Here is a 25,499-nt window from a genome sequence, read left to right as displayed (position 1 = left end):
AGTTCACTCCTTGTGGGAGAGGGCGCGAACGGTACGGGACGGGCTTGGTCGGCCCAGGTGTGCCGCCATCCACACGCTGGTGGCGGTGAGGCGGTCGAGGTCCACCCCGGTGTCGATGCCGAGACCGTTCAGCATCCAGACCAGGTCTTCTGTTGCGAGGTTGCCGGTGGCGCTCTTGGCGTACGGGCAGCCGCCGAGGCCTCCGGCCGAGGCGTCCACGGTGGCGACGCCCGACTGGAGCGCGGCCAGGGTGTTGGCGAGCGCCTGGCCGTAGGTGTCGTGGAAGTGCACCGCGAGCCGGTCGGCGGTCAGCCCGGCCTCGCGCAGCGCGGAGAGCAGGGCGGTGACATGGCCCGGGGTGGCCACGCCGATGGTGTCACCGAGGCTGAGTTCATGGCAGCCCAGGTCGAACAGCCGCCGCGCCACCGAGACCACCTGGCGCACCGGGACCGGGCCCTCCCAGGGGTCGCCGAAGCACATCGACAGATAGCCGCGCACCCGTGCGCCCGCAGCCCTGGCCCGGGACACCACCGGCTCGAACATGGCCAGTGACTCATCGACGGTCCGGTTGAGGTTGGCCTTGGCGAACGACTCGGTGGCGCTGCCGAACACCGCGATCTCCTCGACGCCGAGCGCCAACGCCCGTTCCAGTCCACGCTCGTTGGGCACCAAAGCCGGGAGCCGCACGTCCAGGCCGGACAGCATCGGCATCAGCTGTTCGGCGTCGGCGAGTTGGGGAACCCACTTGGGGTGGACGAAGCTGGTCGCCTCGATGGTCCGCAGCCCCGTCTCGGCCAGGCGCCGGATGAACTCCGCCTTCACCTCGGTGGGCACGACGGCCTTCTCGTTCTGCAACCCGTCACGCGGGCCCACTTCATGGATCCGCACCTGGCTCGGCAGGTCCTCCACGGGGAAGGGCATCGGCAGGCCGTTGCTTGTCATGACTCCTCCTGCGCAGCGGCGCTCGGGACGACCACGGCCAGCACCTGGTCCATGGCGACGGTGCTGCCCGCGGTGACGTCGATCTCGGTGACCGTGCCGTCGTGCGGGGCGGTGATGACGTGCTCCATCTTCATCGCCTCGACCACCAGCAGGCTCTGTCCGGCGGTGACCTGGTCCCCTGCGCTGACCTTGACCACGGTGACCGTGCCGGGCATCGGGGCGGTCAGGGTGTCGGTGCCGGACGCGCCCGCGGCACCGCGCAGCGCCGCCTCCACCGGATCGTGGTCGGTGATGTGCCAGGCGTCGCCATCCCGGCCCAGCCAGCCGTCGGCGTGGCGGAGGACATGGGTCACGCCGTCCCAGTGCAGTACCGCCCGGTCCTGGTCCAGGTGCAGCGTGGCGCTCACCGGCTCGGCGTCGCCGACCCTGACCAGCCCGGGGCGTACGCGCACCACCACCGGCTCTTGCCCGGGGACCCGCAGGTGGTGCACGGTCCACGCGGGCTCACCGCCCAGCCGCCAGCCGCTGGGCGCCGAGAACGGATCCGTCCACGTCGAGCCGTCCGGCGGGGTCAGCGCCGCCTGCCGTAGCAGCGCCGCCGCCGCGTACACCTCGTCCGGGACCCGGGCCGCGACCAGCGAGGCCGCGTCGCGGTCGATCAGACCGGTGTCCAGCTCCCCGGCGGTGACGGCCGGATGGCCCAACAGACGCCGCAGGAAAGCGGTGTTGGTGTCCACTCCGAGCACCACGGTGTCGGCGAGCGCGGCGCGCAGTCGGCGCAGCGCCGTCGGGCGGTCCGGACCGTGCGCGATCACCTTGGCCACCATGGGGTCGTACGCCGTGCCGACCTCGGTGCCCAGGGCCAGTCCCGAGTCGACGCGCACGCCCTCGCCGTCCGGTTCGTGCAGCGCCAGCACCGGTCCGGCCGAGGGCAGGAAGTCCACCCGGTCGCCGTTCACCCGGGCGGTCTCGGCGCAGATCCGGGCCTCCACGGCATGGCCGGTCAGGGCGATGTCGCCTTGCCCGAACGGCAGCCGCTCCCCGGCGGCGACCCGCAACTGCCACTCGACCAGATCGAGCCCGGTGACCAACTCGGTTACCGGATGCTCCACTTGGAGCCGGGTGTTCATCTCCATGAAGCAGTACGCGGCCGGATCCGCGCCGGGCACGATGAACTCCACCGTGCCCGCGCCCCGATAACCGCAGGAGCGGGCCGCCTGTACGGCGGCCTCGCCCATGGCCGCGCGAGTCGCCTCGTCCAGCAGTACGGAGGGCGCCTCCTCGATGACCTTCTGGTGGCGGCGCTGCAGCGAGCACTCGCGCTCACCGAGGTGCACCACCTGGCCGTGGCCGTCGGCCAGCACCTGGATCTCGATGTGCCTCGGGCGGTCGATCCACCGCTCGACCAGCAGGGTGTCATCGCCGAAGGAACCCAGCGCCTCCCGGCGGGCGGCGGCGATCTCCTCGGCCAGCCGCGCCTCGTCGCGTACCAGGCGCATACCCTTGCCGCCACCGCCCGCCGACGGCTTGAGCAGTACCGGCGTGCCGATCCGCCGGGCGGCGTCGATGAGTTGGGCATCGGTCAGGCCGCTGCCGTCGCTGCCGGGGACGACCGGGACGCCCGCCGCCCGTACCGTCTCCTTGGCACGGATCTTGTCGCCCATCAGCTCGATGGCCCCGGCCGGCGGGCCGATGAAGACCAGCTCGGCGTCCTCGCAGGCCCGGGCGAAGGCGGCGTTCTCGGCGAGGAAGCCATAGCCGGGGTGGACCGCCTCGGCGCCGGTGCGCCGCGCCGCCTCCAGCAGCCGCTCGATGGACAGATAGCTCTGGCTGGCCGCGGGCGGCCCGATGCGCACCGCCTGGTCGGCCTCCCGCACATGGCGCGCCTCGGCGTCTGCGTCGCTGTGGACCGCGACGGAGCGGATGCCGAGCCGCCGCAGGGTACGGATCACCCGGACGGCGATCTCGCCCCGGTTCGCCACAAGGACCGTCTCGAACATCTGGTGATCCCCCTACATCCGGAAGACGCCGTAGCCGGGAGCCAGTGGATCCCGTTGTGGAATGGGCGCGTTGGCGCAGGCCGTCAGGGCCAGGCCGAGGACCGTGCGGGTCTCCAGCGGGTCGATCACCCCGTCGTCCCAGAGCCGGGCGGTCGCGTAGTAGGCGTTGCCCTGAGATTCGTACTGGGCGCGGATCGGGGCCTTGAAGCGCTCCTCCTCCTCGATGGGCCACTGTTCGCCCGCCGCCTCCATCTGGTCCCGCTTGACGGTGGCGAGCACGGAGGCGGCCTGTTCGCCGCCCATCACCGAGATCTTCGCGTTGGGCCACATCCACAGGAAGCGGGGGGAGTAGGCCCGGCCGCACATCGAGTAGTTACCCGCGCCATAGGAGCCGCCGATCACCACGGTCAGCTTCGGCACCCGGGTGCAGGCGACGGCGGTGACCATCTTGGCACCGTGCTTGGCGATGCCGCCCGCCTCGTACTGCCTGCCGACCATGAAGCCGGAGATGTTCTGCAGGAACAGCAGCGGGATGCCGCGCTGGTCGCACAGTTCGATGAAGTGCGCGCCCTTGAGCGCCGATTCGGCGAAGAGGATGCCGTTGTTGGCGACGATGCCCACCGGGTGGCCGTGCAGCCGGGCGAAGCCGGTGACCAGGGTGGTGCCGTACTCCGCCTTGAACTCGGCGAACCGGCTGCCGTCCACCAGCCGGGCGATGACCTCCCGCACGTCGTACGGGGTGCGCGGGTCGACCGGCACCGCGCCGTACAGCCCGGCGGGGTCAACGGCTGGTTCCTCGACCGGAGTTACCGACCAGGGCAGCGGGCCGCGCTCTGGCAGGGTGCCGACGATGTTCCGCACGATGCGCAGTGCGTGTGCGTCGTCCTGCGCCAGGTGGTCGGTGACTCCGGAGACCTTGGAGTGCACCTCTCCGCCGCCCAACTCCTCGGCGGTGACCACCTCTCCTGTGGCCGCCTTCACCAGCGGCGGGCCGCCGAGGAAGATGGTGCCCTGGTTGCGGACGATCACCGCCTCGTCGCTCATCGCCGGGACGTACGCACCGCCCGCCGTGCAGGAGCCCAGCACCGCCGCGATCTGCGGGATGCCCCGGGCGGACATCGTGGCCTGGTTGTAGAAGATCCGGCCGAAGTGCTCGCGGTCCGGGAAGACCTCGTCCTGGCGCGGCAGGAAGGCGCCGCCGGAGTCCACCAGGTAGACGCACGGCAGCCGGTTGTCCAGCGCCACCTCCTGGGCGCGCAGATGCTTCTTGACCGTGATCGGGTAGTAGGTGCCGCCCTTGACCGTGGCGTCGTTGGCGACGACCACCACCTCGCGGCCCGCCACCCGGCCGATACCGGCGATCACTCCGGCCGCGGGCGCCTGCCCGTCGTACATCCCGTCCGCTGCCAGCGGGGCCAGCTCGAGGAAGGGTGAGCCCGGGTCCAGCAGCCCGTCCACCCGGTCCCGCGGCAGCAGCTTGCCGCGCGCGGTGTGCCGGGCGCGCGCCTTCTCGCCGCCGCCGAGCCGGGCGGCGGCGAGCTTCTCGCGCAGCCCGGCCGCCAGTTCGGCGTGCGCGGCCGCGTTGGCCGCGAAGGCCTCGGATGCCGGGTCGACCGCGCTGCGCAGCGCGGGTGGTGCCGTGTCACGCATTGCCTTGAGCCCCCTTGCCCACGGCGCGGATGTTAGTGGTCGTTAACCTGATGACCTCAGGTTAACGCCCGCTAACGGCCCTGTCTACAATTAATTTCATGCAGCCGACGAAGGCCGGGGCGACCCGGCGTGAGCAGATCCTCAAAGAAGCCGCGCAGCTGTTCGCCGAGCGCGGTTTCCACGGCGTCGGCGTCGACGAGATCGGTGCGGCGGTCGGCATCAGCGGTCCCGGCCTCTACCGGCACTTCGCGGGCAAGGACGCGATGCTCGCCGAGCTGCTGGTCGGCATCAGCGGCCGGTTGCTCGCCGAGGGCAAGCGCCGGGTGGCCGAGGCGGCGGACCCGGAGCACGCGCTGGACGCGCTGGTGCGCGGCCATGCCGAGTTCGCCCTGGACGACCGGCCGCTGATCGTGCTGCACGACCGCGAGCTGGACCGACTGCGGGACTCCGACCGCAAGCTGGTGCGCCAACTGCAGCGGCAGTACGTCGAGTTGTGGGTCGAGGTGGTGCGCCAGCGCCATCCGGACGCCACCGAGGTCGAGGCGCGGGCCGCGGTGCACGCGGTGTTCGGCCTGCTCAACTCCACGCCGCATCTCGGCCTGAGCGGTGAGCTGCCCGGTCGGCAGGCCGCCGGTGCGCTGCTGCGTCGCCTCGCGCTCGGCGCCTTCGCCGCCCTGGACGGCTCCGTCGCCCGGTAGTGCGGCCCTGGACAGATCGCTAACCGGGAAGTAACTTGCTGAGCGCTTGCTTAGGCTGAAACTCGCCCATGGGGAGGCGCAAGTGCGTCGCACGGTTTTCCACGAGGACCACGAGGCGTTCCGTTCCACGATCCGCGACTTCATCGCCGCCGAGGTCGCGCCGGTCTACCACGAGTGGGAAGCGGCCGGGCACGCACCGCGTGACTTCTACTACAAGCTCGGTGAGCTGGGCGTCTTCGGCATCGAGGTGCCCGAGGAGTACGGCGGCGCGGGCGAGCGCAGCTTCAAGTTCAACGCCGTCATCACCGAGGAACTGGCCCGCGCCGGGGTGAGCTTCGGCGGCAGCAGCGTGCACACCGCGCTCTGCTTGCCGTACCTGCTCAAGTACGCCAACGACGAGCAGAAGAAGCGCTGGCTGCCCGGGTTCGTCAGCGGCGAGATCATGACCGCCATCGCCATGACCGAACCCGGCACCGGCTCCGACCTGGCCGGAATGAAGACCACCGCCAAGCTGTCCGAGGACGGCACGCACTACGTGCTCAACGGCGCCAAGACCTTCATCACCGGCGGCGTGCTCGCCGACCGCGTCCTGGTCTGCTGCCGCACCTCGCCGCCGGACCCGCAGGACCGGCGCGGTGGGATCTCGATCCTCGTGGTGGACACCAAGAGCGAGGGATACGCGGTCGGCCGCAAGCTGGAGAAGCTGGGCCTGAAGGCCTCCGACACCGCCGAACTGTCCTTCACCGACGTCAAGGTACCGGTGGAGGACCTGCTGGGCGAGGAGGGCAAGGCGTTCGGCTACCTCGCCCACAACCTCCCGCAGGAGCGCCTGGGCATCGCCGTCAGCGCCTACGCCCAGGCGTCCGCGGCCGTACGGTTCGCGACCGAGTACGTCAGGGAGCGCACCGTCTTCGGCAAGACCGTCGCGGAGTTCCAGAACACCAAGTTCGTGCTGGCCGACTGCAAGGCCGAGGTGGACGCCGCGCAGGCGGTGGTCGACCGGGCGCTGGAGGCCCACGACGCCGGGGAGTTGACCGCCGCCGACGCCGCCTCCGCCAAGCTGTTCTGCACCGAGGTCGCCGCCCGCGTCATCGACAAGTGCCTCCAACTGCACGGCGGCTACGGCTACATGATGGAGTACCCGATCGCCCGGCTGTACGCCGACACCCGCGTCACCCGCATCTACGGCGGCACCAGCGAGGTCATGCGCTCCATCATCGCCAAGTCGCTCGGACTGTGACCACGGCGCGATGAACGAACCACTGCGTTCCCTGCTCGAACTGCTCGACCTGGAGCCGATCGAACGGGACATCTTCCGGGGCACCAGCCGCGCCGCCCTGGTGCCCAGGGTCTTCGGCGGCCAGGTCGCCGCCCAGGCGCTGGTCGCGGCTGGCCGCACGGTACCCGAGGAGCGGCACGCGCACTCGCTGCACGCCTACTTCCTGCGCCCCGGCGACCCGGGCGCGCCGATCGTCTACGACGTGGACCGGATCCGCGACGGGCGCTCCTTCACCACCCGTCGGGTGGTGGCGATCCAGCACGGTCAGCCGATCTTCCACCTGTCGGCGTCCTTCCAGACCCCTGAGGAAGGGCTGGAGCACCAGGAGCCGATGCCGCCCGCGCCGGATCCCGAGTCGCTGCCGACCGCCGAGGAACTGCTGCCCGAGCACGCCGACCGGTTCCCCGACCCGACCGTGGTGGACCGGCTGCTGGAGGCCCGTGCGGCGGTCGACCTGCGGTACGCGCAGGACCCGCCGTTCCTGACCGCCGGGCAGCGGCGCGAGCCGCGCTCACAGGTTTGGTTCCGTACCCGCGGCAAACTGGACGACGATCCGCTGCTGCACGTGTGCCTGGCCACCTATGTGTCGGACATGACGCTGCTGGACTCCATCCTGCTGGCGCATGGCCGTGGCGGCTGGGCGGTCGGCGACGTGGTGGGCGCCAGCCTGGACCACGCCATGTGGTTCCACCGGCCGTTCCGCGCCGACGAGTGGTTGCTGTACGACCAGCAGAGCCCGTCGGCGTCAGGCGGCCGCGGTCTGGGCACGGCACGGATCTACACCCAGGACGGCCAACTCGCCGTCTCGGTGATCCAGGAGGGCCTGGTACGGGTGCCGCGGTGAGCCCCTACGGCGGACTCCGGGGACAACGCGCTTGTGGAACACGGCGGTTGAACAGGCACCGCTCACCGTCACCGTGACCGCTCGCCGCCGCGGCGGTAAAGGCATTCCGTCGCGTCGGCGGACAACCCCCGCGGCGTGGACCGGCGGTGCCGAACCGGCTATTCGGCCAGCCCCGCGGCCGACAGCAGATAGGCGGTCATCGGCTCGTAGTGCCCTGGCTCCACGTGGTCGTCCAGCGGAACCGTGACCCGCAGCGAGCCCTCCGCCTCGCCGAGGAACAGCGCCGGGTCGTTGCAGTCCGCGTAGCCCACCGCCTCGATGCCGCGCTGGCCCGCGCACCCGGCCCAGCCGTGGTCGGCCACCACCAGATGCGGCAGCGGGCGACCCTCCCGCTCCATGGCGTCCAGGATCGCCGCCATGGGGTCGGGGGAGTGGGTGTGCACCAGCGCGGCGCCGCGCAGCACCATGGCGACGCCGCCCATCTGCAGCACCCGGCCGTCGTCCGCGCGCAGGCCCTGGGGAATCCCGACGATCTCGCACCCCGCGGCGCGCAGCGCGGCGGCCGTCGCGAGGTGGACGCCCAGTAGGCCACCCGGGTGACCGGTGGCGAGCAGTACCCGCTGCTTCCCGGCAGCGGCCTTGCGCAGCACGACGGCCATCCGCTCCAGCGCCTCGACGGTCAGCTCCGGGTCGATGGTGTCCTGCCCGGTCCGGTGCGCCGGGTCGGCGACCACGCCGCAGCGCTCGGCCATCACCTTCAGCACGGCGTCCTCGTCGGTCCAGCGGTCGCCGAGCTCCAGCCCCAGCCAGTAGTAGCGGTTACCGGCCGCCAACTCGCGGTAGTGCTCAAGGTTGTTCTCGCGAGGGGTGGCGACGTCCCCGGCGATCCGGGTCCGTACGAGGTGGTCGATCAGGGCCTGGCGGGACGGAGTGCGAACTGTCGGCATACCGCCCATTGTCTCGTGCCGGGGAACGGACGTACGACCAGTGGCCAATCGCAACGAAGGCGTGACCCTACCGGGTGGTTTACCGCGACGGCCGCGCATAACCGTCGCGCTCATACATAGCGCAGCGCAAACCACAGGTCGGCACGCACCTCGGCGTCGTCCAGGTCGGCGTCCAGCAGCGCCGCGGCCCGGGCGACGCGCTGCCGCACGGTGTTGCGGTGCACCCCGAGCGCCACGGCGGTGCGATCCCAGCTGCCGTGCAGCGAGAGCCAGGCGCGCAGGGTGTCGACCAGCGCCGGAGAGCCCGCCAGCGGCGCCAGCCGCGCCACCGCATAGGCCCGCGCCTCCCCTTCCGCCACCAGAGAGGCGAAACCGCCCCGTGCCGACCGGTGCCGCTCCAGCGCGGCCCGGTGCGCCACCGCCCGCCGCAACGCCGCCGCGGCCTGCGCGTCCGCCGTGGGCAGCGCGTCCGCCGGAACCGGCTCGCTGACCCCCAGCGTCCAGCCGGGCCGCCCGGTGACCTCGCGCCCCTCGGGCAGCAGCGCCCGCAGCGTGCCGTCGGCCGCGTCCACCAGCGCGGTGCCCAGGGCCGCCGCCAGCTCCCCGGCGGCCCGCCCTTCGGTCTCGGCGCCCCGGCGGCGGGCGTGCACCACCGTCCAGCGCCGCGTGCCGTCCGCCGCCTCGGTGAGCAGCGCGGCGGCCTCGTCCGGGGAGCCGCCCAGCAGCAGCCGCACCAGGGCCGTGGTGTGCCGCTCGTCGCCCGCGCCGCGGTAGGGGCCGGTCAGCAACGACAGCAGTACCGCCGCCATCGCCGCGATGGTCTGCTCACGGAACTCCCGCCGTTCGGCGGCCAGCACCAGCACCGGACCGCCTCCGGCCAGCGCGTAGGCGGCCAGCCGGGTGCCGCCGACGGTGTCGGTGGCGGACGCGGGGGCGCCCGGCCGGTCCGGGCGCACCACGGCGGCCAGCGCGTCGAGTGCCGTGCGCGCCTCGGGGCTCACCGGCGGCCCGGCCGCGTACAGCTCGGTACCGCGCGGGTCGATCAGCGCCGCCCGCGCGTCCAGGTGGTGGGCGAGCTGGCGCAGTACCGCGGGCACCGGTTCCGGTCGGGCGGCGGCGGAGGCCAGCCCCTGCTGTGCCTCGGTGATCCGGCGCAGCTCCCGGTGCCGGGCCTCGGCCATCGCCTGCCACACGGCCCGGGCGACGGCCGTGAACGGGGTGCGCGGCGGGACCTCCAGCAGCGGTAGCCCGTGCCGCTCGCAGGCGGCCACCAGGGCGGGCGGCGTGGTGTCGTACACCGGCGCCAGACCGAAGCCCAGGGCCGCGGCGCCCGCCTCCACGGTGCGCGCCACATAGTGCTCCAGATAGGCGCCGCCGGAGTCGGATCCGCCGTTCGCGGCGGCGTCCCCCGTGCCGCCCGCGAAGTGCACCCCGGCGGTCAGCAGCAGCTCGCCGCCCAGCAGATACGGCACCGGGTCGGCCATCTCGCTGGTGTGCACCCAGTACAGCAGGACCTCGTCCGGGGGCGGTCCGGCCACCTGCCGCAATCCGAGGTCGGCACGGAGCAGCAGCGAGGACAGTGGAACCGCGGTGGTGGGAGGCGTCAGTTCCGCCATGGATGTTCCATCCACTTCAGTGGGCGCGTATGGAGGAAACGTACACTTCAAGGCCGTTCATCGGCCACCTAGGGTCAACGCACGACTCGCACCCCCCGAAGTGGAGGCATGCGCATGACCCTGGACTACCTGGTGATCGCCGCCTATCTGCTGGCCATGCTCGGCATGGGCTGGTGGGGCATGCGCCGCGCCCGCTCCAAGAGCGACTTCCTGGTGGCCGGACGGCGGCTCGGCCCGGTGATGTACTCCGGCACCATGGCGGCGATCGTGCTCGGCGGCGCCTCCACCATCGGCGGGGTCGGCCTCGGCTACCGGTACGGCCTGTCCGGCGCGTGGATGGTGTTCACCATCGGGCTGGGCCTGCTGGCGCTGAGCGTCCTGTTCTCCGCGCGCATCGCCCGGCTGCGGGTCTACACCGTCTCCCAGATGCTGGACCTCAGGTACGGCGGCTCGGCCGGGGTGATCTCGGGCGTGGTGATGTGGGCGTACACCCTGATGCTCGCCGTCACCTCCACCATCGCCTACGCCACCATCTTCGACGTGCTCTTCGGCATGGACCGCACGCTGGCGATCGTGCTGGGCGGTGCGATCGTGGTCGGCTACTCCACGCTCGGCGGCATGTGGTCGATCACCTTGACCGACATGGTGCAGTTCGTGGTCAAGACGGTCGGTGTGCTGCTGCTCCTGCTGCCGATCGCGGTCGTCAAGGCCGGCGGGTTCGCGCGGATGCGGGCCGAGCTGCCGCACGAGTACTTCGCCCCGCTGGGCATCGGCGGGCAGACCGTGTTCACCTATGTGCTGATCTACACCTTCGGCATGCTGATCGGCCAGGACATCTGGCAGCGGGTGTTCACCGCGCGCAGCGACAAGGTGGCCAGGGCGGGCGGAACCGCCGCCGGTACATACTGTCTGCTGTACGCCCTCGCGGGGGCTGTCATCGGCACCGCGGCCAAGGCTCTGTACCCGCGGCTGACCAACGCCGACGACGCCTTCGCGACCATCGTCAAGGACACCCTGCCGGTGGGCGTACGGGGCCTGGTGCTGGCGGCGGCGCTGTCCGCGGTCATGTCCACCTCTTCCGGCGCGCTGATCGCCTGCGCGACGGTGGCCAACAACGACATCTGGGCGCGGCTGCGCGGCCGTTCGGCGCGCACCGAGGGCGAGCACGACGAGGTACGCGGCAACCGGCTGTTCATACTGCTGATGGGCCTGGCCGTGATCGGCATCGCGACCGCGCTCAGCAACGTGGTCGAGGCGCTGACCGTCGCCTACAACCTGCTCGTCGGCGGGCTCCTGGTGCCGATCCTCGGCGGCCTGCTGTGGCGGCGCGGCACCGGAGCCGGCGCGCTCGCCTCGGTCGCGGTGGGCGGCGTGACGGTGATCGGCCTGATGGCGTGGAAGGGCGTGCTGGCCAACGAGCCCGTCTACTGCGGACTGTTGGCCTCACTGGCCGCCTACGTGGCCGTCAGCCTGGCTTCCAGGCCGACGGACGCGGCGACGCTCGCCGCCTGGCGGGACCGGCTGGCCGGGGTCGGTCCCAAGGAGGCGGCACAACTCAACTGACCTCACTGACGGGGGCTTGGCCCCGAACCCCCACCGGGGCCACCGCCCCGGACCCCGCGGGGCTTCGGCCCCGCACCCCCTGGGGCCGACCCGGAAACCCGTTGCGGGCCTGGCCCCAAACCGCTTGAGAAAGAAGGAAGTTCACCCTCATGAGCACCATCGAGCCGCGCGGTCCCGTCGACTCCTCGCGCATCCCCCGTTACGCGGGCCCCGCCACCTTCGCCCGGCTGCCGCGGCTGGACGAGGTCGGCACCGCCGACGTGGCCGTCGTGGGCGTCCCGTTCGACAGCGGTGTCTCCTACCGGCCCGGCGCCCGCTTCGGCGGCAACGCGATCCGTGAGGCCTCTCGGCTGCTGCGCCCGTACAATCCGGCACAGGACGCCTCGCCGTTCGCCCTCGCACAGGTCGCCGACGCCGGTGACATCGCGGCCAACCCGTTCAACATCAACGAGGCCGTGGAGACCATCGAGGCCGCCGCCGATGACCTGCTCGGCACCGGCGCCCGCCTGATGACACTGGGCGGCGACCACACCATCGCGCTGCCGCTGCTGCGCGCCGTGGCCCGCAAGCACGGCCCGGTCGCACTGCTGCACTTCGACGCGCACCTGGACACCTGGGACACCTACTTCGGCGCCGAGTACACCCACGGCACCCCGTTCTGCCGGGCCGTCGAGGAGGGCATCCTCGACACCTCCGCCCTCTCGCACGTGGGCACCCGCGGCCCGCTGTACGGCAAGCAGGACCTGGACGACGACGAGAAGATGGGCTTCGGCATCGTCACCTCCGCCGACGTCATGCGGCGCGGTGTCGACGAGGTCGCCCAGCAGCTGCGCGAGCGCATCGGCGACCGCCCGCTGTACGTATCCATCGACATCGACGTCCTGGACCCGGCGCACGCCCCCGGCACCGGAACCCCCGAGGCGGGCGGCCTGACCTCGCGCGAACTGCTGGAGATCCTGCGCGGACTGGCCGACTGCCACCTGGTCTCCGCCGACGTGGTGGAGGTCGCCCCGGCCTACGACCACGCCGAGATCACCTCGGTGGCGGCCTCGCACACCGCCTACGAGCTGACCACGATCATGTCCCGGCAGATCGCCGCCGCGAAGCAGCGCCAGCAGCACAGCGCGGCCGCTCGATGACCGTGCGCAACGGCGGCGACCTGGTCGTCGAGTCGCTCACCGCGCTCGGCGCCACCACGGTGTTCGGGCTGCCGGGACAGCACGCGCTGGGCGCCTTCGACGCCCTGCGCCGGTCCCGGCTGGCCTACGTGGGGCTGCGCGTGGAGAACAACGCGGGTTTCGCCGCGGACGCCTTCGCCCGCGTCACCGGCACCGCCGCCCCCCTGCTGGTCTCCACCGGACCCGGCGCCCTGATGACACTGGCCGCGCTCCAGGAGTCGGCCGCCGCGTCGGCGCCCGTGGTGGCCATCGGCAGCCAGGTGCCGGTGGCCGGGCTGGGCGGTGGCCGCCACGGCTATCTGCATGAACTGGCCGACCAGAAGGCCTCGTTCCGGGACGTGGTCAAGTCCGTGCACCCGGTGCGCACCGCCTCGCAGATACCGTCGGCCATCGCCGCCGCCTGGGAGTCCGCGCTCACCGCGCCCTACGGCCCGGTGTGGGTGGAGATCCCGCAGGACGTGCTGCTCGGCGCGGTGGACGTGCCGCCGGTCGGCGCGCTGGAGGCGGCGCCGCGTCCGCTGCGCCCGCGACCGGAGCTGATCGCGGAGGCGGCGGCCCGGCTGTCGGCCGCGAAGCGGCCGGTGATCCTGGCGGGCGGCGGAGTGATCCGCTCCGGCGGTACGGCCGAACTCCTCGCGCTCGCCGAGAAGTTGAGCGCCCCGGTGGCCACCACCTTCGGCGGCAAGGGCGCGTTCCCCTGGGAGCACCCGCTGTCCCTGCAGTCCTGGCTGGAGGACCGGCACACCACCGAGTTCCTGGCCGACGCCGACGTGCTGCTGGTGGTCGGCTCGGGCCTGGGCGAACTGTCCTCGAACTACCACACCTTCCGGCCGCGCGGCCGGGTGATCCAGATCGAGGCGGACCTGGGCAAACTGGAGTCCAACCATCCGGGCCTGGGCATCCACGCCGACGCGGCACTCGCCCTGCGCGCCCTCGGCGAAGCCGTCGAGCGGCGCGACGACCCCGGCGCCCCCAAGGCCGCGGCCGAACTGCTGGGCCGGGTCCGGGACCGGCTGGCCGCCCAGGACCTGGAGACCGAACAGCGCGTACTGGCCGCGGTACACCAGGCGCTGCCGCAGGGTTCGCCCAGCTTCTGGGACATGACCATCCTCGCCTACTGGGCGTGGTCCGCCTGGCCCGGACCGATGCACTCCGCCCAGGGCGCGGGCGGCCTCGGCTACGGCTTCCCGGCCGCCCTGGGCGCCGCCGCCGCGGACCGCGACCGGCCCGTGCTGGCCGTCTCCGGCGACGGCGGCGCGATGTACTCGATCGCCGAACTGGCCACCGCCCGCCAGTACCACCTGCCGGTGACCTGGCTGATCGTCGACGACGGCGGCTACGGCATCCTGCGCGAGTACATGACCGGCGCCTTCGGCACCGCGACCGCCACCGAACTGTCCCGCCCCGACTTCGTGGCCCTCGCCGAGTCCTTCGGCGTCCCCGCGGTCCGCACCACCGTGGAGCGCCTAACGGCCGACCTGAACAAGTGCCTGACAACCCCCGGCCCCTCGGTGGTGGTCCTCCCTGCGCTGCTGCGCATGTTCGCGCCGACGCATCTGGAGCGGGACTGACCGTACCGGCCCTAGGTCCGCCGTCCCGTTCACGTCGGACCTTTGGCCGACCGTTTGTTGCCGCAGGATGAAATCCGCACGCCAAGGCGTTTGCAGTCACCGGTGGCGAAGTGGACTACGGAGGTTCCGGGTGGCGGCGAAGCAGCGAGGCGAGCGGGGCTGGTTGCGGCGGATATCCGCCGACTGCTGGCGGTACAGGCGCAACGTTCTGCTGGCGCTGGGGGCGTCGCTCGCCGGAATGGCCGTCATGGCGCTGGTACCGCTGCTGCCCCGGCTGATCATCGACGACGTGATCGTCCGGCACACCCGCGCCATGGGGCCGTGGGCGGGCCTGATGGTGCTCTCCGCGGTCGCGGTCTACGTCTTCACCTTCATGCGCCGCTACTACGGCGGACGGCTCGCCCTGGACGTCCAGCACGATCTGCGGACCGCCATGTTCCGGACGATCTCCCGGCTTGACGGCGCGCGGCAGGACGAACTGGACACCGGGCAGGTCGTCGGCCGGGCCACCAGCGACCTGCAGTTGATCCAGGGGATGTTGTTCATGTTGCCGATGATGATCGGCAACGTGCTGCTCTTCGTGATGTCCCTGGTCGTGATGGCGGTGCTGTCCCCGCTGCTGACCGTCATCGCGCTCGCCGTCGCCCCCGCCCTGTGGTTCCTCGCCGACCGCAGCCGCACCCGGTTGTTCCCCGCCACCTGGTACGCGCAGGGACAGGCCGCCGCCGTCGCGGGTGTCGTGGACGGCGCGGTCATCGGCGTCCGTGTGGTCAAGGGCTTCGGCCAGGAGGCGCAGGAGGAGCGCAAGCTGCGCGCCGTCAGCCGCGAGCTGTTCGCCGCCCGGCTGCGCACCGTACGGCTCAACGCCCGCTACAACCCGGCGCTCCAGGCGGTGCCCGCGCTCGGCCAGGTCGCGATGCTCGCCCTGGGCGGCTGGATGGCGGTCAACCACCAAATCAGCCTGGGCACCTTCGTCGCGTTCTCCACCTACCTCGCCCAACTCACCGGCCCGGTACGGATGCTGACCGTCATGCTCACCGTCGGCCAGCAGGCCCGCGCGGGCGTGGAACGGGTTTACCAGCTGATCGACACAGAACCGCGCATCAAGGAGGCGCCCGACGCGCACGCGCTGCCCGCCGACGCCGACGCCAGTGTCGAGTTCGACAACGTGACCTTCGGCTACGACCCGGAGCGCCCGGTGCTGAAGGACTTCTCGCTGCGCATCGAGCCCGGCGAGACGCTCGCCGTGGTCGGCGCGTCCGGATCCGGCAAGTCCACCGTCTCGCTGCTGCTGCCGCGCTTCTACGACGTGACCGGCGGAGCGGTGCGGGTGGGTGGCACCGATGTGCGGGAGCTGACCTTCGACTCGCTGCGCTCGGCCATCGGCCTGGTACCGGAGGACAGCTTCCTGTTCTCCGACACCATCCGCGCCAACATCCTCTACGGCCACCCGGACGCCACCGAGGAGCAGTTGCTCGCCGCCACCCGCGCCGCCCAGGCGCACGAGTTCATCACCGCGCTGCCCGACGGCTACGACACCGTGGTCGGCGAACAGGGCCTGACGCTCTCCGGCGGCCAGCGGCAGCGCGTCGCACTGGCCCGCGCCATGGTCACCGATCCGCGGCTGCTGCTCCTGGACGACGCCACGTCGGCCGTGGACGCCCGGGTCGAGGCGGAGATCCACGACGCGCTGCACGAGGTGATGCTCGGCCGTACCACACTGCTGATCGCCCACCGGCGCTCCACCCTGGCACTGGCCGACCGCATCGCGGTGCTGGACCACGGACGGTTGGTGGACGTGGGCACCCACGACGAACTCCAGGAGCGGTGCGCCCTGTACCGCAGGCTGCTCACCGATCCCGACGAGCTGGCGGCCGACGTCCGGGCCCCCGATCCCGCCGGGGCGTGCCAGGCGCTGGACGGCCGGTCGGGACTCACTGACGGCGAGGCGGCCGCCCCCGCCGCCACCGGCCTGGCGCCCGCTCCCGCCGCGCTGGCCGACGGGGCGCGCCGCACCGTACGGCACGTGGTGGACGGCATCACCCCGCACTTGTGGCGCAGGCCCAAGGAGGATCAGAACCCGGCCGAGGGCACCCAACCCACGGCGGCGGCCGCGGGACCCGGCCTGGCGGGCGCGCTCGCCGGAATGCCCGCCACCCCCGAACTCCTCGAGCGTGTCGCGGCGTTGCCGCCCGCCACCGACACCCCGGACATCGACGAGCAGCGCGCCCGGCAGGCCGATCACGCCTTCGGGCTGCGCGCCCTGCTGCGCGGCTTCCGAATACCGCTGCTGGCCAGCCTGGCATTGGTGGCCGTCGACGCACTGGCCGGACTGCTGCTGCCCATCCTGATCAGGCACGGCATCGACCAGGGTGTGGAGCGGCTGGCGCTGGGCGCGGTGTGGGCCGCCTCCGGCCTCGCCCTGCTCGTCGTCCTGGCCCAGTGGGCGGCGCAGATAGGCGAGGTCAAACTGACCGGCCGTACCGGCGAACGTGTTCTGTACTCGCTGCGCCTGAAGATCTTCGCGCATCTGCAGCGGCTCGGGCTCGACTACTACGAGCGCGAGTTGACCGGTCGCGTGATGACCCGGATGACCACCGACGTCGACGCCCTGTCGACCTTCCTGCAGACCGGCCTGGTCACCGCGGTGGTCAGTCTGCTGACCTTCTTCGGCATCCTGGTCGCCCTGCTGGCCCTCGATGTGCAACTGGCCCTCGTGGTCTTCGCCACGCTGCCGCCGCTGATCGCCGCGACGATCGTGTTCCGCCGCAAGTCGGTCAAGGCGTACGGGCTGGCCCGTGACAAGGTGGCCGCCGTCAACGCCGACCTCCAGGAGCATGTGGCGGGACTGCGGATCGTGCAGGCGTTCCGCGGCGAGCTGTCGGGTGCCCGGCGGTTCGCCGAACGCAGCGCGGAGTACCGGCAGGCGCGGGTGCGCGGCCAGTGGTACATCTCGGTCTACTTCCCGTTCGTACAGCTGCTGTCCAGCGTGGCCGCCGCCCTGGTGCTGATCGTCGGTGCTTCCCGGGTCGACGACCACACGCTGACCGCTGGTGCGCTGGTCGCCTACCTGCTCTACATCGACCTGTTCTTCTCGCCCGTACAGCAGTTGTCGCAGGTCTTCGACGGCTACCAGCAGGCCTCGGTGTCGCTGGGCCGGATCCGCGAGCTGCTGCGCGAGCCCACCGCGACCCCGCTGGCGGAGCGGCCGCGTCCGGTGCCGGAGGGCGGGCTGCGCGGCGAAGTCGCCTTCAACGACGTGCACTTCGCCTATGGCGACGGCAAACCGGCGCTGTCCGGCGTGCGGTTGCGGATTCCGGCCGGGCAGACGGTGGCCTTCGTCGGCGAGACCGGCGCGGGCAAGTCGACCCTGGTGAAGCTGGTGGCCCGGTTCTACGACCCGACCAGCGGCACGGTGCGCGTGGACGGCACAGACCTGCGCGAACTCGATCTGACCGGGTACCGGCGGCGGTTGGGCGTGGTGCCCCAGGAGCCGTACCTGTTCGCCGGGACGGTACGCGACGCCATCGCCTATGGGCGGCCGGACGCCACCGACGCCGAGGTGGAGGCGGCGGCCCGGGCGGTGGGGGCGCACGAGATGATCGCCGGCTTCCCGGACGGCTACCTGCACCGGGTGGGCGAGCGCGGTCGCAACCTGTCCGCGGGCCAGCGGCAACTGCTGGCGCTGGCCCGCGCCGAACTGGTCGACCCCGATGTGCTGTTGCTCGACGAGGCGACCGCCGCCCTGGACCTGGCCACCGAGGCACTGGTCAACGCCGCCGCCGACCGGCTGGCGGTGCGGCGCACCACGCTGGTGGTGGCCCACCGGCTCACCACCGCCGCGCGCGCCGACCGGGTGGTGGTGCTGGACCACGGCCGGGTGGTCGAGGACGGCACCCACGCCGAACTGCTCGCCCAGGACGGCAGGTACGCCCAGCTGTGGCGCACCTTCGCGGGCACCGACGAACACGCTGCGGTGTAGCGCGGGGCGCGGTCGCGTCACAACTTCCGCGCGCAGCCCACCTTGTGGTGCTGTACGCCCACGTACAGCGAGGTGGCGCGCGGGCAGTCCGCACGGCCGGTCACGACGGCGATCACCTTGTACTGCGGCGGATGCTTGCCCGAGCCGTCGCAGGCGGTCTCCTCGGCCTCGTCCGAATCTTCGGTGTAGACGCAGTCACCGACGATCGTGTTCGGGCCGCCGCCCATGCCGGGGTCGCCCGGGTGCGGCGGGCGCAGGTCGCGCAGACAGGCGTAGCCCTGCGCGTCGGGGCGGGCCGAGGCCTGGGCGGCGCTGGTGCCGCTGATGCTGAGCACGAAGTCGGTGGTGTCGGGGCAGTCCGGGCTCGCCGCGGACCCCGTGGCGCGGCGCACCGTCACCCGCGCCACCGCCGACGGGTCATCGCAGGACACCTGGTGGAAGGAGCCCCCGGTGCCGACCCGGTCATGCGCCGCGCACGCCCCCGCGGCCAGGAAGGCCGCGGCGCTCGGCGAGTTGGACGGGCTGCCGGACGGCGGGGTGTACGCACCGCTCCCGGTGAACCCCTGACTGGGCGCGCAGCCGACCAGCAGCAGCACGAGCGGCAGCACCGGGCCGTAACGGCTGATCCGGCGCGGTGAATTCCGCATGATGACCCCCACTCGCACGACTTCCCCGATATCGTCGCATTCACTCCTTTGCTGACGGGGTATCAGTGGTGGATCCGCACCCGAACGTGTAAGGGATCACTGCCGTGGGGCTGACGGAAAGCGGGCGCTGTGTGGCGCGCGAGCGGCCAAACCTGGAATCGGGGGATCGGGCAACGTCCGGGTCAGGCCGACTCGTTCAGTAGCCGCCCCAGGTGGCCGCGCGCCCCGTCGAGCAGCCCCGGCAGCTCCGGCACCGCCGGGAACCAGCGCTTCTCGTACTCCCAGCACAGCCAGCCGTCCCAGTCGTCACGGCTGAGCACCTCCACGCACTCGGTCAGCGGCAGCACTCCCTGCCCGAGCGGCAGCGGGGTCCGGTCCTCGGCCGAGGCGATGTCCTTGACCTGGACGTATCCCAGGTGCGGTGCCAGCGTCGGGTAGGAGGCGGAGGGCTGCTCACCGCCCAGCCAGGTGTGCATCACATCCCACAGCGCGCCCACCGCACGGTGCCCGACCAGCCCCAGGATCCGCTGCACATCGGCCGCGGTGCGGTGCGAGTCATGCGTCTCCACCAGGATCCGCACCTCCCGGTCCAGCGCGTACGGGGCGACCGCCGCCAACCGCCGGGCCGCGACGGCGTCCGCGCCGGTGGTGGCCTCGGCCGCGCCGGGGAAGACCCGCACGTACGGGGCGCCGAGGTCCGCGGCGAGCGCCACATGGGCCCGCAGCTCGGCCAGCACCGGTTCGTCCTCGCCCGATGCGGCCACCTTCACATACGAGCCGACGCCCAGCACCTCCACTCCGGCCTCCTCGAACTGCCGCACCACGGCGGCGCGTTCAGTGGCGGAGAGTGCGGTGTGCACCGGCTCCTCGGTGGCGTGCGCGCGCAGCTCCACGCCGTGGAAGCGGTGGTCGGCGGCGAGCCGGACCACCTGGGCCACCGGCATCCCGGGCACACCGAGGGTCGAGAACGCGATCTTCACCGGTCGGACCCTAGTCCCCGGTCACGGCCGTGTCACGGACGCGCGTCAGAGCACCAGCCGCCAGTCCTGCCCGACCAGGTCCTGACCGAAACTGTGGTGCGGCTTCTCGGCGACGAGTTCGAACCCCACCCGCTGGTAGATCGTCCGCGCCGCGACCAGAACGTCATTGGTCCACAGCACCAGCTCCCGGTATCCGGCCTTCCGCGCGAACTCCACGCACTCGCACACCAGTCGGTCACCGATGCCGTACCCCCGCGCGCTGGGCTCCACCAGCAGCAGCCGCAACCTGGCGGTGTCCGGCGCGGAATCCCGGACGCAGAAGACACACCCGACCGGCTCGCCCTCGAACTGGGCGATCCACGCGGCCTCCCGCTCCGGATCGTGCTTGGCCGCGAAGTCCGCCACTATCCGGGCCACCAGTGCCTCGTACTCCTCGTTCCAGCCGAACTCGCGCGCGTAGACGGCCGCGTTGCGCTGGATCACCCACCCCAGGTCGCCCGGCGCCGGGCGGCGCAGCGCGATGGCCCCCAGCCGCGGATGGGTGAGGATGTCCGTCACCGTGCGCAGCGCCTCGCCCAGCCGGTACCGCTGGCCATCGCCCAACCGGCCCACCAGATCGGTCACCGCCTGCTGTGACCGCTCCTCCAGCAGCACCGCCGCGGCGCGCCCGGTGTCGGTCAGCCGCGCCACCTGCACCCTGCGGTCCGCGGCGAGCGGTGCCCGCATGATCAGCCCGGCCTTCTCCAACCGGGTGAGCACCCGGCTCAGATGCGCCGCCTCCGCCCGGACGGTGTGCCGCAGTCGGGGCACCGGTAGCTCGGCGGTCTGGTTCAGCTCGTACAGCACCCGCGCCTCGGTGAGCGAGTACGGCGTCCCCAGGCGGCCCTCGTAGTCGAGCGCGCCGATCAGACTGGTGTAGAAGCGGTTGAACGCCCGTACCGCTTCGATCGTCGGGGCAAGTGACGCGGCGTCGCTCATACGGCTCCCCTCGGCGGGACTTGATCCTTGCGCAAACCTTGTCACCGACAAGGTTAGGTTCCGTTCCGCGGAACATCACCGGTTACGGTGGCTTCGAGCCGCCGGTTCACCACCTGTTCAGGAGGCGCGCGGCGGGGCGGTGGAGGCGCGCCGGACCAGTTGCGCGGTCACCATGGCGATCCCGCCGGGCGGCACCTCCTCCCGGCCCGTCACCAGGCGCCCGGCCCGCGCGCCCGCCTCGTGCAGCGGGAGCCGAACGGTGGTCAGGGCGGGTGCCGCGTCCACGCTGAAGGGCAGGTCGTCGAAGCCCGCGACGGACACGTCCTGCGGGACGCGCAGGTCCCGTTCGCGCAGTGCCGCGCAGACACCGAGCGCCGCGGTGTCGTTGGCGGCGACGATGGCCGTCAACTCCGGTGCGCGAGCGAGGAGTTCGCATGCGCCCTGGTAACCGGCGTGCCGGTGGTAGTCGCCGCCCACCGTGAGCCGATCGGCGTCGGCCGCCAGGCCGTGTTCGGCCAGTGCGGTGCGGTGGCCCTCCAGGCGGTGCCGGGTGGTGCTGCGGTCCTTGGGGCCGGTGATGTAGCCGATGTGACGGTGACCCAGCTCCAGCAGGTGCCCGGTGAGCCGCCGTGCGCCGCCCCGGTTGTCGAACGCCAGGGTTGCGGCGTCGCCGTCCAGCGGCAGCGGGGGCCGCCCGCAGAGCACGATCCGGGTGCCGTCGGTGGCCAGCCGGGAGAGCTTGGCGGTGACGGCGCGGGTGTGCTCGGCGTCCTCGGCGGCGCCGCCGGTGACGATCACCCCGGCCGCCCGCTGCCGTTGCAGCAGCGTCAGGTAGGTCAGTTCGGCCTTTGGGCAGCCGCCGGTGTTGCAGACGACGGCGAGCTTGCCGCCTCCCGTACCGCCGCTAGCTGGCGACCCGTGCGCGATCTCGGCCTGCGCGGCCCCCGCCATGATGCCGAAGAACGGGTCCGCGATGTCGTTGACCAGCACCCCGACCAGATCGGAGGTGGCCGCGGCAAGCCCCCTGGCCTGCCCGTTGACCACGTACTCCAACTCCTCGACGGCCCGCAGGACCCGGGCGCGGGTGCTGTCCGCCACCGGGTAGTTGCCGTTGAGCACACGCGAGACGGTGGCCGAGGACACCCCCGCCCGCGCCGCCACATCGGCCAAGGTCACGGTCATCGACGCTCCGCCTCCACCTGTGCCACCGAAGGGTTGCCCGCTTCGGCGACATGGTCTCACCGCCCGCGGCCCGGCCCCTTGAAGGGGTCGCATCGCGACGGTAGGTTCGCGGCGCAGTAAGCGCTTGCTATGGGTGTGAGCTCGTGCTGGAGAGGACTTTTCCGTGACGCGCAGGACCGTGCGGATCGCGATGAACGGTGTCACCGGACGCATGGGCTACCGCCAGCATCTCGTCCGCTCCCTCCTGGCGATCCGTGAAGAAGGCGGTCTGGAGCTCGAGGACGGCACCATACTGTGGCCCGAGCCGGTCCTCGTCGGCCGCCGCGCGCCCGCTCTGCGGGCCATCGCCGAGCGGCACGGGCTGGAGCACTGGACCACGGACCTCGACGCGGCGCTCGCCGACCCCTCGGTCGAGATCTACTTCGACGCCCAGGTCACCGCCGCCCGCGCCGCCGCCCTGCGCCGGGCCGTAGCCGCCGGTAAGCACCTGTACTGCGAGAAGCCGACCGCTGCCAGCCTCCAAGCGGCCCTGGAGATCGCCCGGTTGGCACAAGACGCCGGGGTCAGGACCGGAGTCGTCCAGGACAAGATCTTCCTGCCCGGACTGCGCAAGCTCAAGCGGCTGGTCGACGGCGGCTTCTTCGGCCGGATCCTTTCGGTGCGCGGCGAGTTCGGCTACTGGGTGTTCGAGGGCGACTGGCAGTCGGCGCAGCGCCCGTCGTGGAACTACCGTGCCGAGGACGGCGGCGGGATCACCATGGACATGTTTCCGCACTGGGAGTACGTGCTCCATGAACTCTTCGGCCGGATCACCACCGTTCAGGCGCTGACCGCCACCCACCTGCCACAGCGCTGGGACGAGTACGGCAAGCCGTACGCCGCGACCGCCGACGACGCCGTCTATGGAGTCTTCCAACTGGACGGCGGCGTGGTGGCGCAGATCAACTCCTCCTGGGCCGTGCGCGTCCACCGGGACGAACTCGTGGAGTTCCAGGTCGACGGCGAACACGGCTCCGCCGTCGCGGGCCTGCGCGACTGCCGCGTACAACACCGTGCCACCACCCCCAAGCCGGTGTGGAACCCCGACCTTCCCAGCACCGAACCGTTCCGCCAGCAGTGGCAGGAGGTGCCCGGCAACGGCGAGTTCGACAACGCCTTCAAGGCCCAGTGGGAGCTGTTCCTGCGCCATGTGGTGCTGGACGAGCCCTGGCGCTGGGACCTGCTCGCGGGAGCCCGTGGCGTTCAGCTCGCCGAACTGGGCCTTCGCTCCTCCGCCGAGGGCCGCCGCCTGGACGTGCCGGAGCTGACCCTGTGATCCGACTCCCGGACGAAAGCGGCCAGTTGCGCCCCCATCGACCCGGGCGCGCCAACGCCACCTACCCGCCCGGCCCCGCGCCACGCAGCCGTACCGTCTTCGCCGCCGCGCACGTCGTGGCCGACCCCTACCGTGCTGCCGCGGACACGCCCGACGCCATCGACTGGGACGCCACCTTGGCCTTCCGGCGCCATCTGTGGCGCCACGGCTTAGCGGTGGCCGAGGCGATGGACACCGCACAGCGCGGCATGGGCCTGGACTGGCCGACCGCGGCCGACCTGATCCGCCGCTCCGCCGCCGAGGCGCGCGCCATGGGCGGCAGGATCGCCGCTGGCGTGGGCACCGACCAACTCACCACCTCCGTATCGTCGTTGGCCGCCGTGGCGGCCGCCTACACCGAACAACTCGCCGCCGCCGAGGCATGCGGCGCACAACCGGTCCTGATGGCCTCCCGGGCCCTCGCCGCCCTCGCCACAGGTCCCGAGGACTACCTGGAGACCTACGGGCGGCTGCTCGACCAGTGCGCGCACCCCGTGATCCTGCACTGGCTCGGCCCGATGTTCGACCCTCAACTCACGGGCTACTGGGGCAGCACCGACCTCGACGCGGCCACCGAGACCCTGCTGACGCTGATCGCGGCGCACCCCGGCAAGATCGACGGCGTCAAGGTCTCCCTCCTCGACGCACACCGCGAGACCGAGCTGCGCCGCCGCCTACCGGACGGCGTGCGCTGCTACACCGGCGACGACTTCCACTACCCCGAACTGATCGAGGGCGACCAACACGGCTTCAGCCACGCCCTGTTGGGTGTCTTCGATCCGCTGGCACCGGTCGCGGCCGAGGCCGTACGCGTCCTCGACACGGGGGACACCCAGCGGTTCCGGTCGCTGCTCGACCCGACCGTCGAGCTGTCCCGGCACCTGTTCGGCACTCCGACCCGCTACTACAAGACGGGTGTGGTCTTCCTCGCCTGGCTCGGCGGCCACCAGTCGCACTTCACCATGCTCGGCGGTCTCCAGTCCGCCCGCTCCCTGACGCATCTGGCGCGCGCCTACGAACTAGCGGACCGCCTCGGCCTGTTCCCCGATCCTGATCTCGCGGCCTTCCGCCTCACCTCCTTCCTCGCCGTACATGGAGTCTCCCAGTGACCACTGACAATCGGGTCGGTGCGCACGGCCCGACGGGTGCGGGTGACCTCGCCCGGCTGAGCATCAACCAGCAGACCGTCCGGCAGCTGTCCATCCCGCAACTGGCCCGGTGCTGCCGTGCGTTGGGCATTCCCGGCGTCGGACTGTGGCGCTCCCCGGTCCAGGCGTGCGGCGTGCGGCGCGTCGCCCAAGTGGTGCGGGACGCGGGCCTGACGGTCACGTCCCTGTGCCGGGGCGGCTTCTTCACCGCCTCGGATCCGGGGCAGTGGGACGCCGCGCTGGCCGACAACCGAACGGCGATCGACGAGGCGGCCGCCTTGGGCACCAACACCCTGGTACTGGTCAGCGGTGGGCTTCCCACGGGCAGCAAGGACCTGGTGGCGGCCCGCGAGCGGGTCGCCGAGGCCCTCGGCCAACTCGTCCCGTACGCGACGGAGCACGGCGTACGGCTGGCCATCGAACCGCTGCACCCGATGTTCGCGTCCGACCGCTGTGTGGTCTCAACGCTCTGCCAGGCGCTGGACCTCGCGGAGCGCTTTCCGGCGGAGCACGTGGGCGTGGTCGTGGACACCTACCACCTGTGGTGGGACGAGCAGGTGCCCGGCCAACTCGCCCGCGCGGGGCGCTCGGGGCGCATCGCCGCCTTCCAACTCGCCGACTGGATCACCCCGTTGCCCGAGGGCTCCCTACTCGGCCGTGGCCAGCTCGGTGACGGCTGCGTCGATCTGCGCGGCTTCCGCGAACGGGTGGACGCGGTGGGCTACAGCGGTCCGGTGGAGGTCGAGGTCTTCAACCCGGGACTGTGGCACCGCCCAGGTATGGAGGTGCTGGAGGAGGTCGCAGAACGTTATCGCGAACATGTTTGGTAGTCGTGCGGGATTGCCCGGCTCATCAAGTCGTCGCCGAAAAATGTTCGTCTCCGCGTGCAACCATCCGGCTACGAGCGGTGTCGTATACGTCGTCAGGTTCCCGAGGGGGG

Annotated in this window: 19 protein-coding genes; 10 read left to right on the top strand and 9 right to left on the bottom strand. The window is 72.0% G+C overall.

The features are described 5' to 3' along the window. Positions 1 to 3 precede the first annotated feature (3 nt). From NON19_RS21855 to NON19_RS21845, 3 genes are read right to left on the bottom strand one after another with little or no spacing between them, the layout of a single operon-like run. Positions 4 to 942, bottom strand: a complete 939-nt coding sequence (locus NON19_RS21855; protein WP_303654123.1) for a hydroxymethylglutaryl-CoA lyase — start codon at positions 940 to 942, stop codon at positions 4 to 6. Then, positions 939 to 2,942, bottom strand: a complete 2,004-nt coding sequence (locus NON19_RS21850) for an acetyl/propionyl/methylcrotonyl-CoA carboxylase subunit alpha (protein ID WP_255930512.1) — start codon at positions 2,940 to 2,942, stop codon at positions 939 to 941. The genes NON19_RS21855 and NON19_RS21850 overlap by 4 nt, the downstream gene beginning before the upstream one ends. Positions 2,943 to 2,954: 12 nt before the next feature. Next, positions 2,955 to 4,592: a carboxyl transferase domain-containing protein gene (locus tag NON19_RS21845; protein WP_255930510.1), complete on the bottom strand. Its 1,638-nt coding sequence runs from the start codon at positions 4,590 to 4,592 to the stop codon at positions 2,955 to 2,957. 98 nt (positions 4,593 to 4,690) lie between these two features. Between NON19_RS21845 and NON19_RS21840 the strand changes: the two genes are divergently transcribed. The 3 genes from NON19_RS21840 to tesB all read left to right on the top strand — a co-directional run bounded on the left by NON19_RS21840 (position 4,691) and on the right by tesB (position 7,413). Continuing rightward, positions 4,691 to 5,290 (top strand): SACE_7040 family transcriptional regulator, encoded by a 600-nt coding sequence (locus NON19_RS21840; RefSeq protein ID WP_255930508.1) that lies wholly within the window; start codon positions 4,691 to 4,693, stop codon positions 5,288 to 5,290. A gap of 82 nt (positions 5,291 to 5,372) precedes the next feature. Further along, positions 5,373 to 6,530, top strand: coding sequence for an acyl-CoA dehydrogenase family protein (locus tag NON19_RS21835; RefSeq protein ID WP_255930506.1), 1,158 nt, complete (start codon positions 5,373 to 5,375; stop codon positions 6,528 to 6,530). 10 nt (positions 6,531 to 6,540) lie between these two features. Beyond that, complete coding sequence (tesB, locus tag NON19_RS21830; RefSeq protein WP_255930504.1) at positions 6,541 to 7,413, top strand: acyl-CoA thioesterase II; 873 nt, start codon at positions 6,541 to 6,543, stop codon at positions 7,411 to 7,413. A gap of 158 nt (positions 7,414 to 7,571) precedes the next feature. Here the strand turns inward: tesB and NON19_RS21825 are convergent, their stop codons facing one another. Next, a complete protein-coding gene (locus NON19_RS21825) occupies positions 7,572 to 8,369 on the bottom strand; it encodes a phosphatase (protein WP_255930502.1) in 798 nt (265 codons plus the stop codon). Positions 8,370 to 8,470: 101 nt separating this feature from the next. After that, entirely contained in the window at positions 8,471 to 9,976 is a 1,506-nt protein-coding gene (locus NON19_RS21820; protein ID WP_255930500.1) for a PucR family transcriptional regulator, read from the bottom strand. Between the two features lie 114 nt (positions 9,977 to 10,090). Here NON19_RS21820 and NON19_RS21815 point away from each other — a divergent pair, with 114 nt between their 5' ends. The 4 genes from NON19_RS21815 to NON19_RS21800 all read left to right on the top strand — a co-directional run bounded on the left by NON19_RS21815 (position 10,091) and on the right by NON19_RS21800 (position 18,270). Then, a complete protein-coding gene (locus NON19_RS21815; RefSeq protein ID WP_255930498.1) occupies positions 10,091 to 11,539 on the top strand; it encodes a sodium:solute symporter family protein in 1,449 nt (482 codons plus the stop codon). A 149-nt stretch (positions 11,540 to 11,688) separates the two neighbouring features. Continuing rightward, positions 11,689 to 12,678, top strand: a complete 990-nt coding sequence (speB, locus tag NON19_RS21810; protein ID WP_255930496.1) for an agmatinase — start codon at positions 11,689 to 11,691, stop codon at positions 12,676 to 12,678. Continuing rightward, positions 12,675 to 14,288, top strand: coding sequence for a thiamine pyrophosphate-binding protein (locus NON19_RS21805; protein WP_255930494.1), 1,614 nt, complete (start codon positions 12,675 to 12,677; stop codon positions 14,286 to 14,288). The genes speB and NON19_RS21805 overlap by 4 nt, the downstream gene beginning before the upstream one ends. 130 nt (positions 14,289 to 14,418) lie before the next feature. Continuing rightward, on the top strand, positions 14,419 to 18,270 hold the full coding sequence (locus NON19_RS21800; RefSeq protein ID WP_255930492.1) for an ABC transporter ATP-binding protein: 3,852 nt from the start codon (positions 14,419 to 14,421) through the stop codon (positions 18,268 to 18,270). Between the two features lie 17 nt (positions 18,271 to 18,287). Here the strand turns inward: NON19_RS21800 and NON19_RS21795 are convergent, their stop codons facing one another. From NON19_RS21795 to NON19_RS21780, 4 genes are all read right to left on the bottom strand, one after another. Next, positions 18,288 to 18,917 (bottom strand): hypothetical protein, encoded by a 630-nt coding sequence (locus NON19_RS21795; protein WP_255930490.1) that lies wholly within the window; start codon positions 18,915 to 18,917, stop codon positions 18,288 to 18,290. A gap of 182 nt (positions 18,918 to 19,099) precedes the next feature. Next, entirely contained in the window at positions 19,100 to 19,897 is a 798-nt protein-coding gene (locus NON19_RS21790; protein ID WP_255930488.1) for a sugar phosphate isomerase/epimerase family protein, read from the bottom strand. Positions 19,898 to 19,942: 45 nt separating this feature from the next. Further along, positions 19,943 to 20,875, bottom strand: coding sequence for a bifunctional helix-turn-helix transcriptional regulator/GNAT family N-acetyltransferase (locus NON19_RS21785; protein ID WP_255930486.1), 933 nt, complete (start codon positions 20,873 to 20,875; stop codon positions 19,943 to 19,945). A 117-nt stretch (positions 20,876 to 20,992) separates the two neighbouring features. Next, positions 20,993 to 22,057, bottom strand: a complete 1,065-nt coding sequence (locus NON19_RS21780) for a LacI family DNA-binding transcriptional regulator (RefSeq protein ID WP_255930484.1) — start codon at positions 22,055 to 22,057, stop codon at positions 20,993 to 20,995. Between the two features lie 163 nt (positions 22,058 to 22,220). Between NON19_RS21780 and NON19_RS21775 the strand changes: the two genes are divergently transcribed. The 3 genes from NON19_RS21775 to NON19_RS21765 are packed head-to-tail and all read left to right on the top strand — an operon-like array spanning position 22,221 to position 25,389. Continuing rightward, positions 22,221 to 23,372, top strand: coding sequence for a Gfo/Idh/MocA family protein (locus NON19_RS21775; protein ID WP_255930482.1), 1,152 nt, complete (start codon positions 22,221 to 22,223; stop codon positions 23,370 to 23,372). After that, complete coding sequence (locus tag NON19_RS21770; RefSeq protein WP_308213713.1) at positions 23,369 to 24,520, top strand: dihydrodipicolinate synthase family protein; 1,152 nt, start codon at positions 23,369 to 23,371, stop codon at positions 24,518 to 24,520. The genes NON19_RS21775 and NON19_RS21770 overlap by 4 nt, the downstream gene beginning before the upstream one ends. Beyond that, positions 24,517 to 25,389 (top strand): sugar phosphate isomerase/epimerase family protein, encoded by an 873-nt coding sequence (locus tag NON19_RS21765; RefSeq protein ID WP_255930480.1) that lies wholly within the window; start codon positions 24,517 to 24,519, stop codon positions 25,387 to 25,389. The genes NON19_RS21770 and NON19_RS21765 overlap by 4 nt, the downstream gene beginning before the upstream one ends. Positions 25,390 to 25,499 lie beyond the last annotated feature (110 nt).

Source organism: Streptantibioticus rubrisoli (assembly GCF_024436055.1).
GTDB lineage: Bacteria > Actinomycetota > Actinomycetes > Streptomycetales > Streptomycetaceae > Streptantibioticus_A > Streptantibioticus_A rubrisoli.
The sequence above is the reverse complement of the archived record's forward strand: the minus strand, read 5'-3'. Positions and strand labels throughout refer to the sequence as shown.

Coding starts and splice junctions, on each gene's coding strand:
- NON19_RS21855 (WP_303654123.1), bottom strand. CDS start 942: ATGACAAGCAACGGCCTGCCGATGCCCTTCCCCGTGGAGGACCTGCCG.
- NON19_RS21850 (WP_255930512.1), bottom strand. CDS start 2,942: ATGTTCGAGACGGTCCTTGTGGCGAACCGGGGCGAGATCGCCGTCCGG.
- NON19_RS21845 (WP_255930510.1), bottom strand. CDS start 4,592: ATGCGTGACACGGCACCACCCGCGCTGCGCAGCGCGGTCGACCCGGCA.
- NON19_RS21840 (WP_255930508.1), top strand. CDS start 4,691: ATGCAGCCGACGAAGGCCGGGGCGACCCGGCGTGAGCAGATCCTCAAA.
- tesB (WP_255930504.1), top strand. CDS start 6,541: ATGAACGAACCACTGCGTTCCCTGCTCGAACTGCTCGACCTGGAGCCG.
- NON19_RS21825 (WP_255930502.1), bottom strand. CDS start 8,369: ATGGGCGGTATGCCGACAGTTCGCACTCCGTCCCGCCAGGCCCTGATC.
- NON19_RS21820 (WP_255930500.1), bottom strand. CDS start 9,976: ATGGCGGAACTGACGCCTCCCACCACCGCGGTTCCACTGTCCTCGCTG.
- NON19_RS21815 (WP_255930498.1), top strand. CDS start 10,091: ATGACCCTGGACTACCTGGTGATCGCCGCCTATCTGCTGGCCATGCTC.
- speB (WP_255930496.1), top strand. CDS start 11,689: ATGAGCACCATCGAGCCGCGCGGTCCCGTCGACTCCTCGCGCATCCCC.
- NON19_RS21805 (WP_255930494.1), top strand. CDS start 12,675: ATGACCGTGCGCAACGGCGGCGACCTGGTCGTCGAGTCGCTCACCGCG.
- NON19_RS21795 (WP_255930490.1), bottom strand. CDS start 18,917: ATGCGGAATTCACCGCGCCGGATCAGCCGTTACGGCCCGGTGCTGCCG.
- NON19_RS21785 (WP_255930486.1), bottom strand. CDS start 20,875: ATGAGCGACGCCGCGTCACTTGCCCCGACGATCGAAGCGGTACGGGCG.
- NON19_RS21780 (WP_255930484.1), bottom strand. CDS start 22,057: ATGACCGTGACCTTGGCCGATGTGGCGGCGCGGGCGGGGGTGTCCTCG.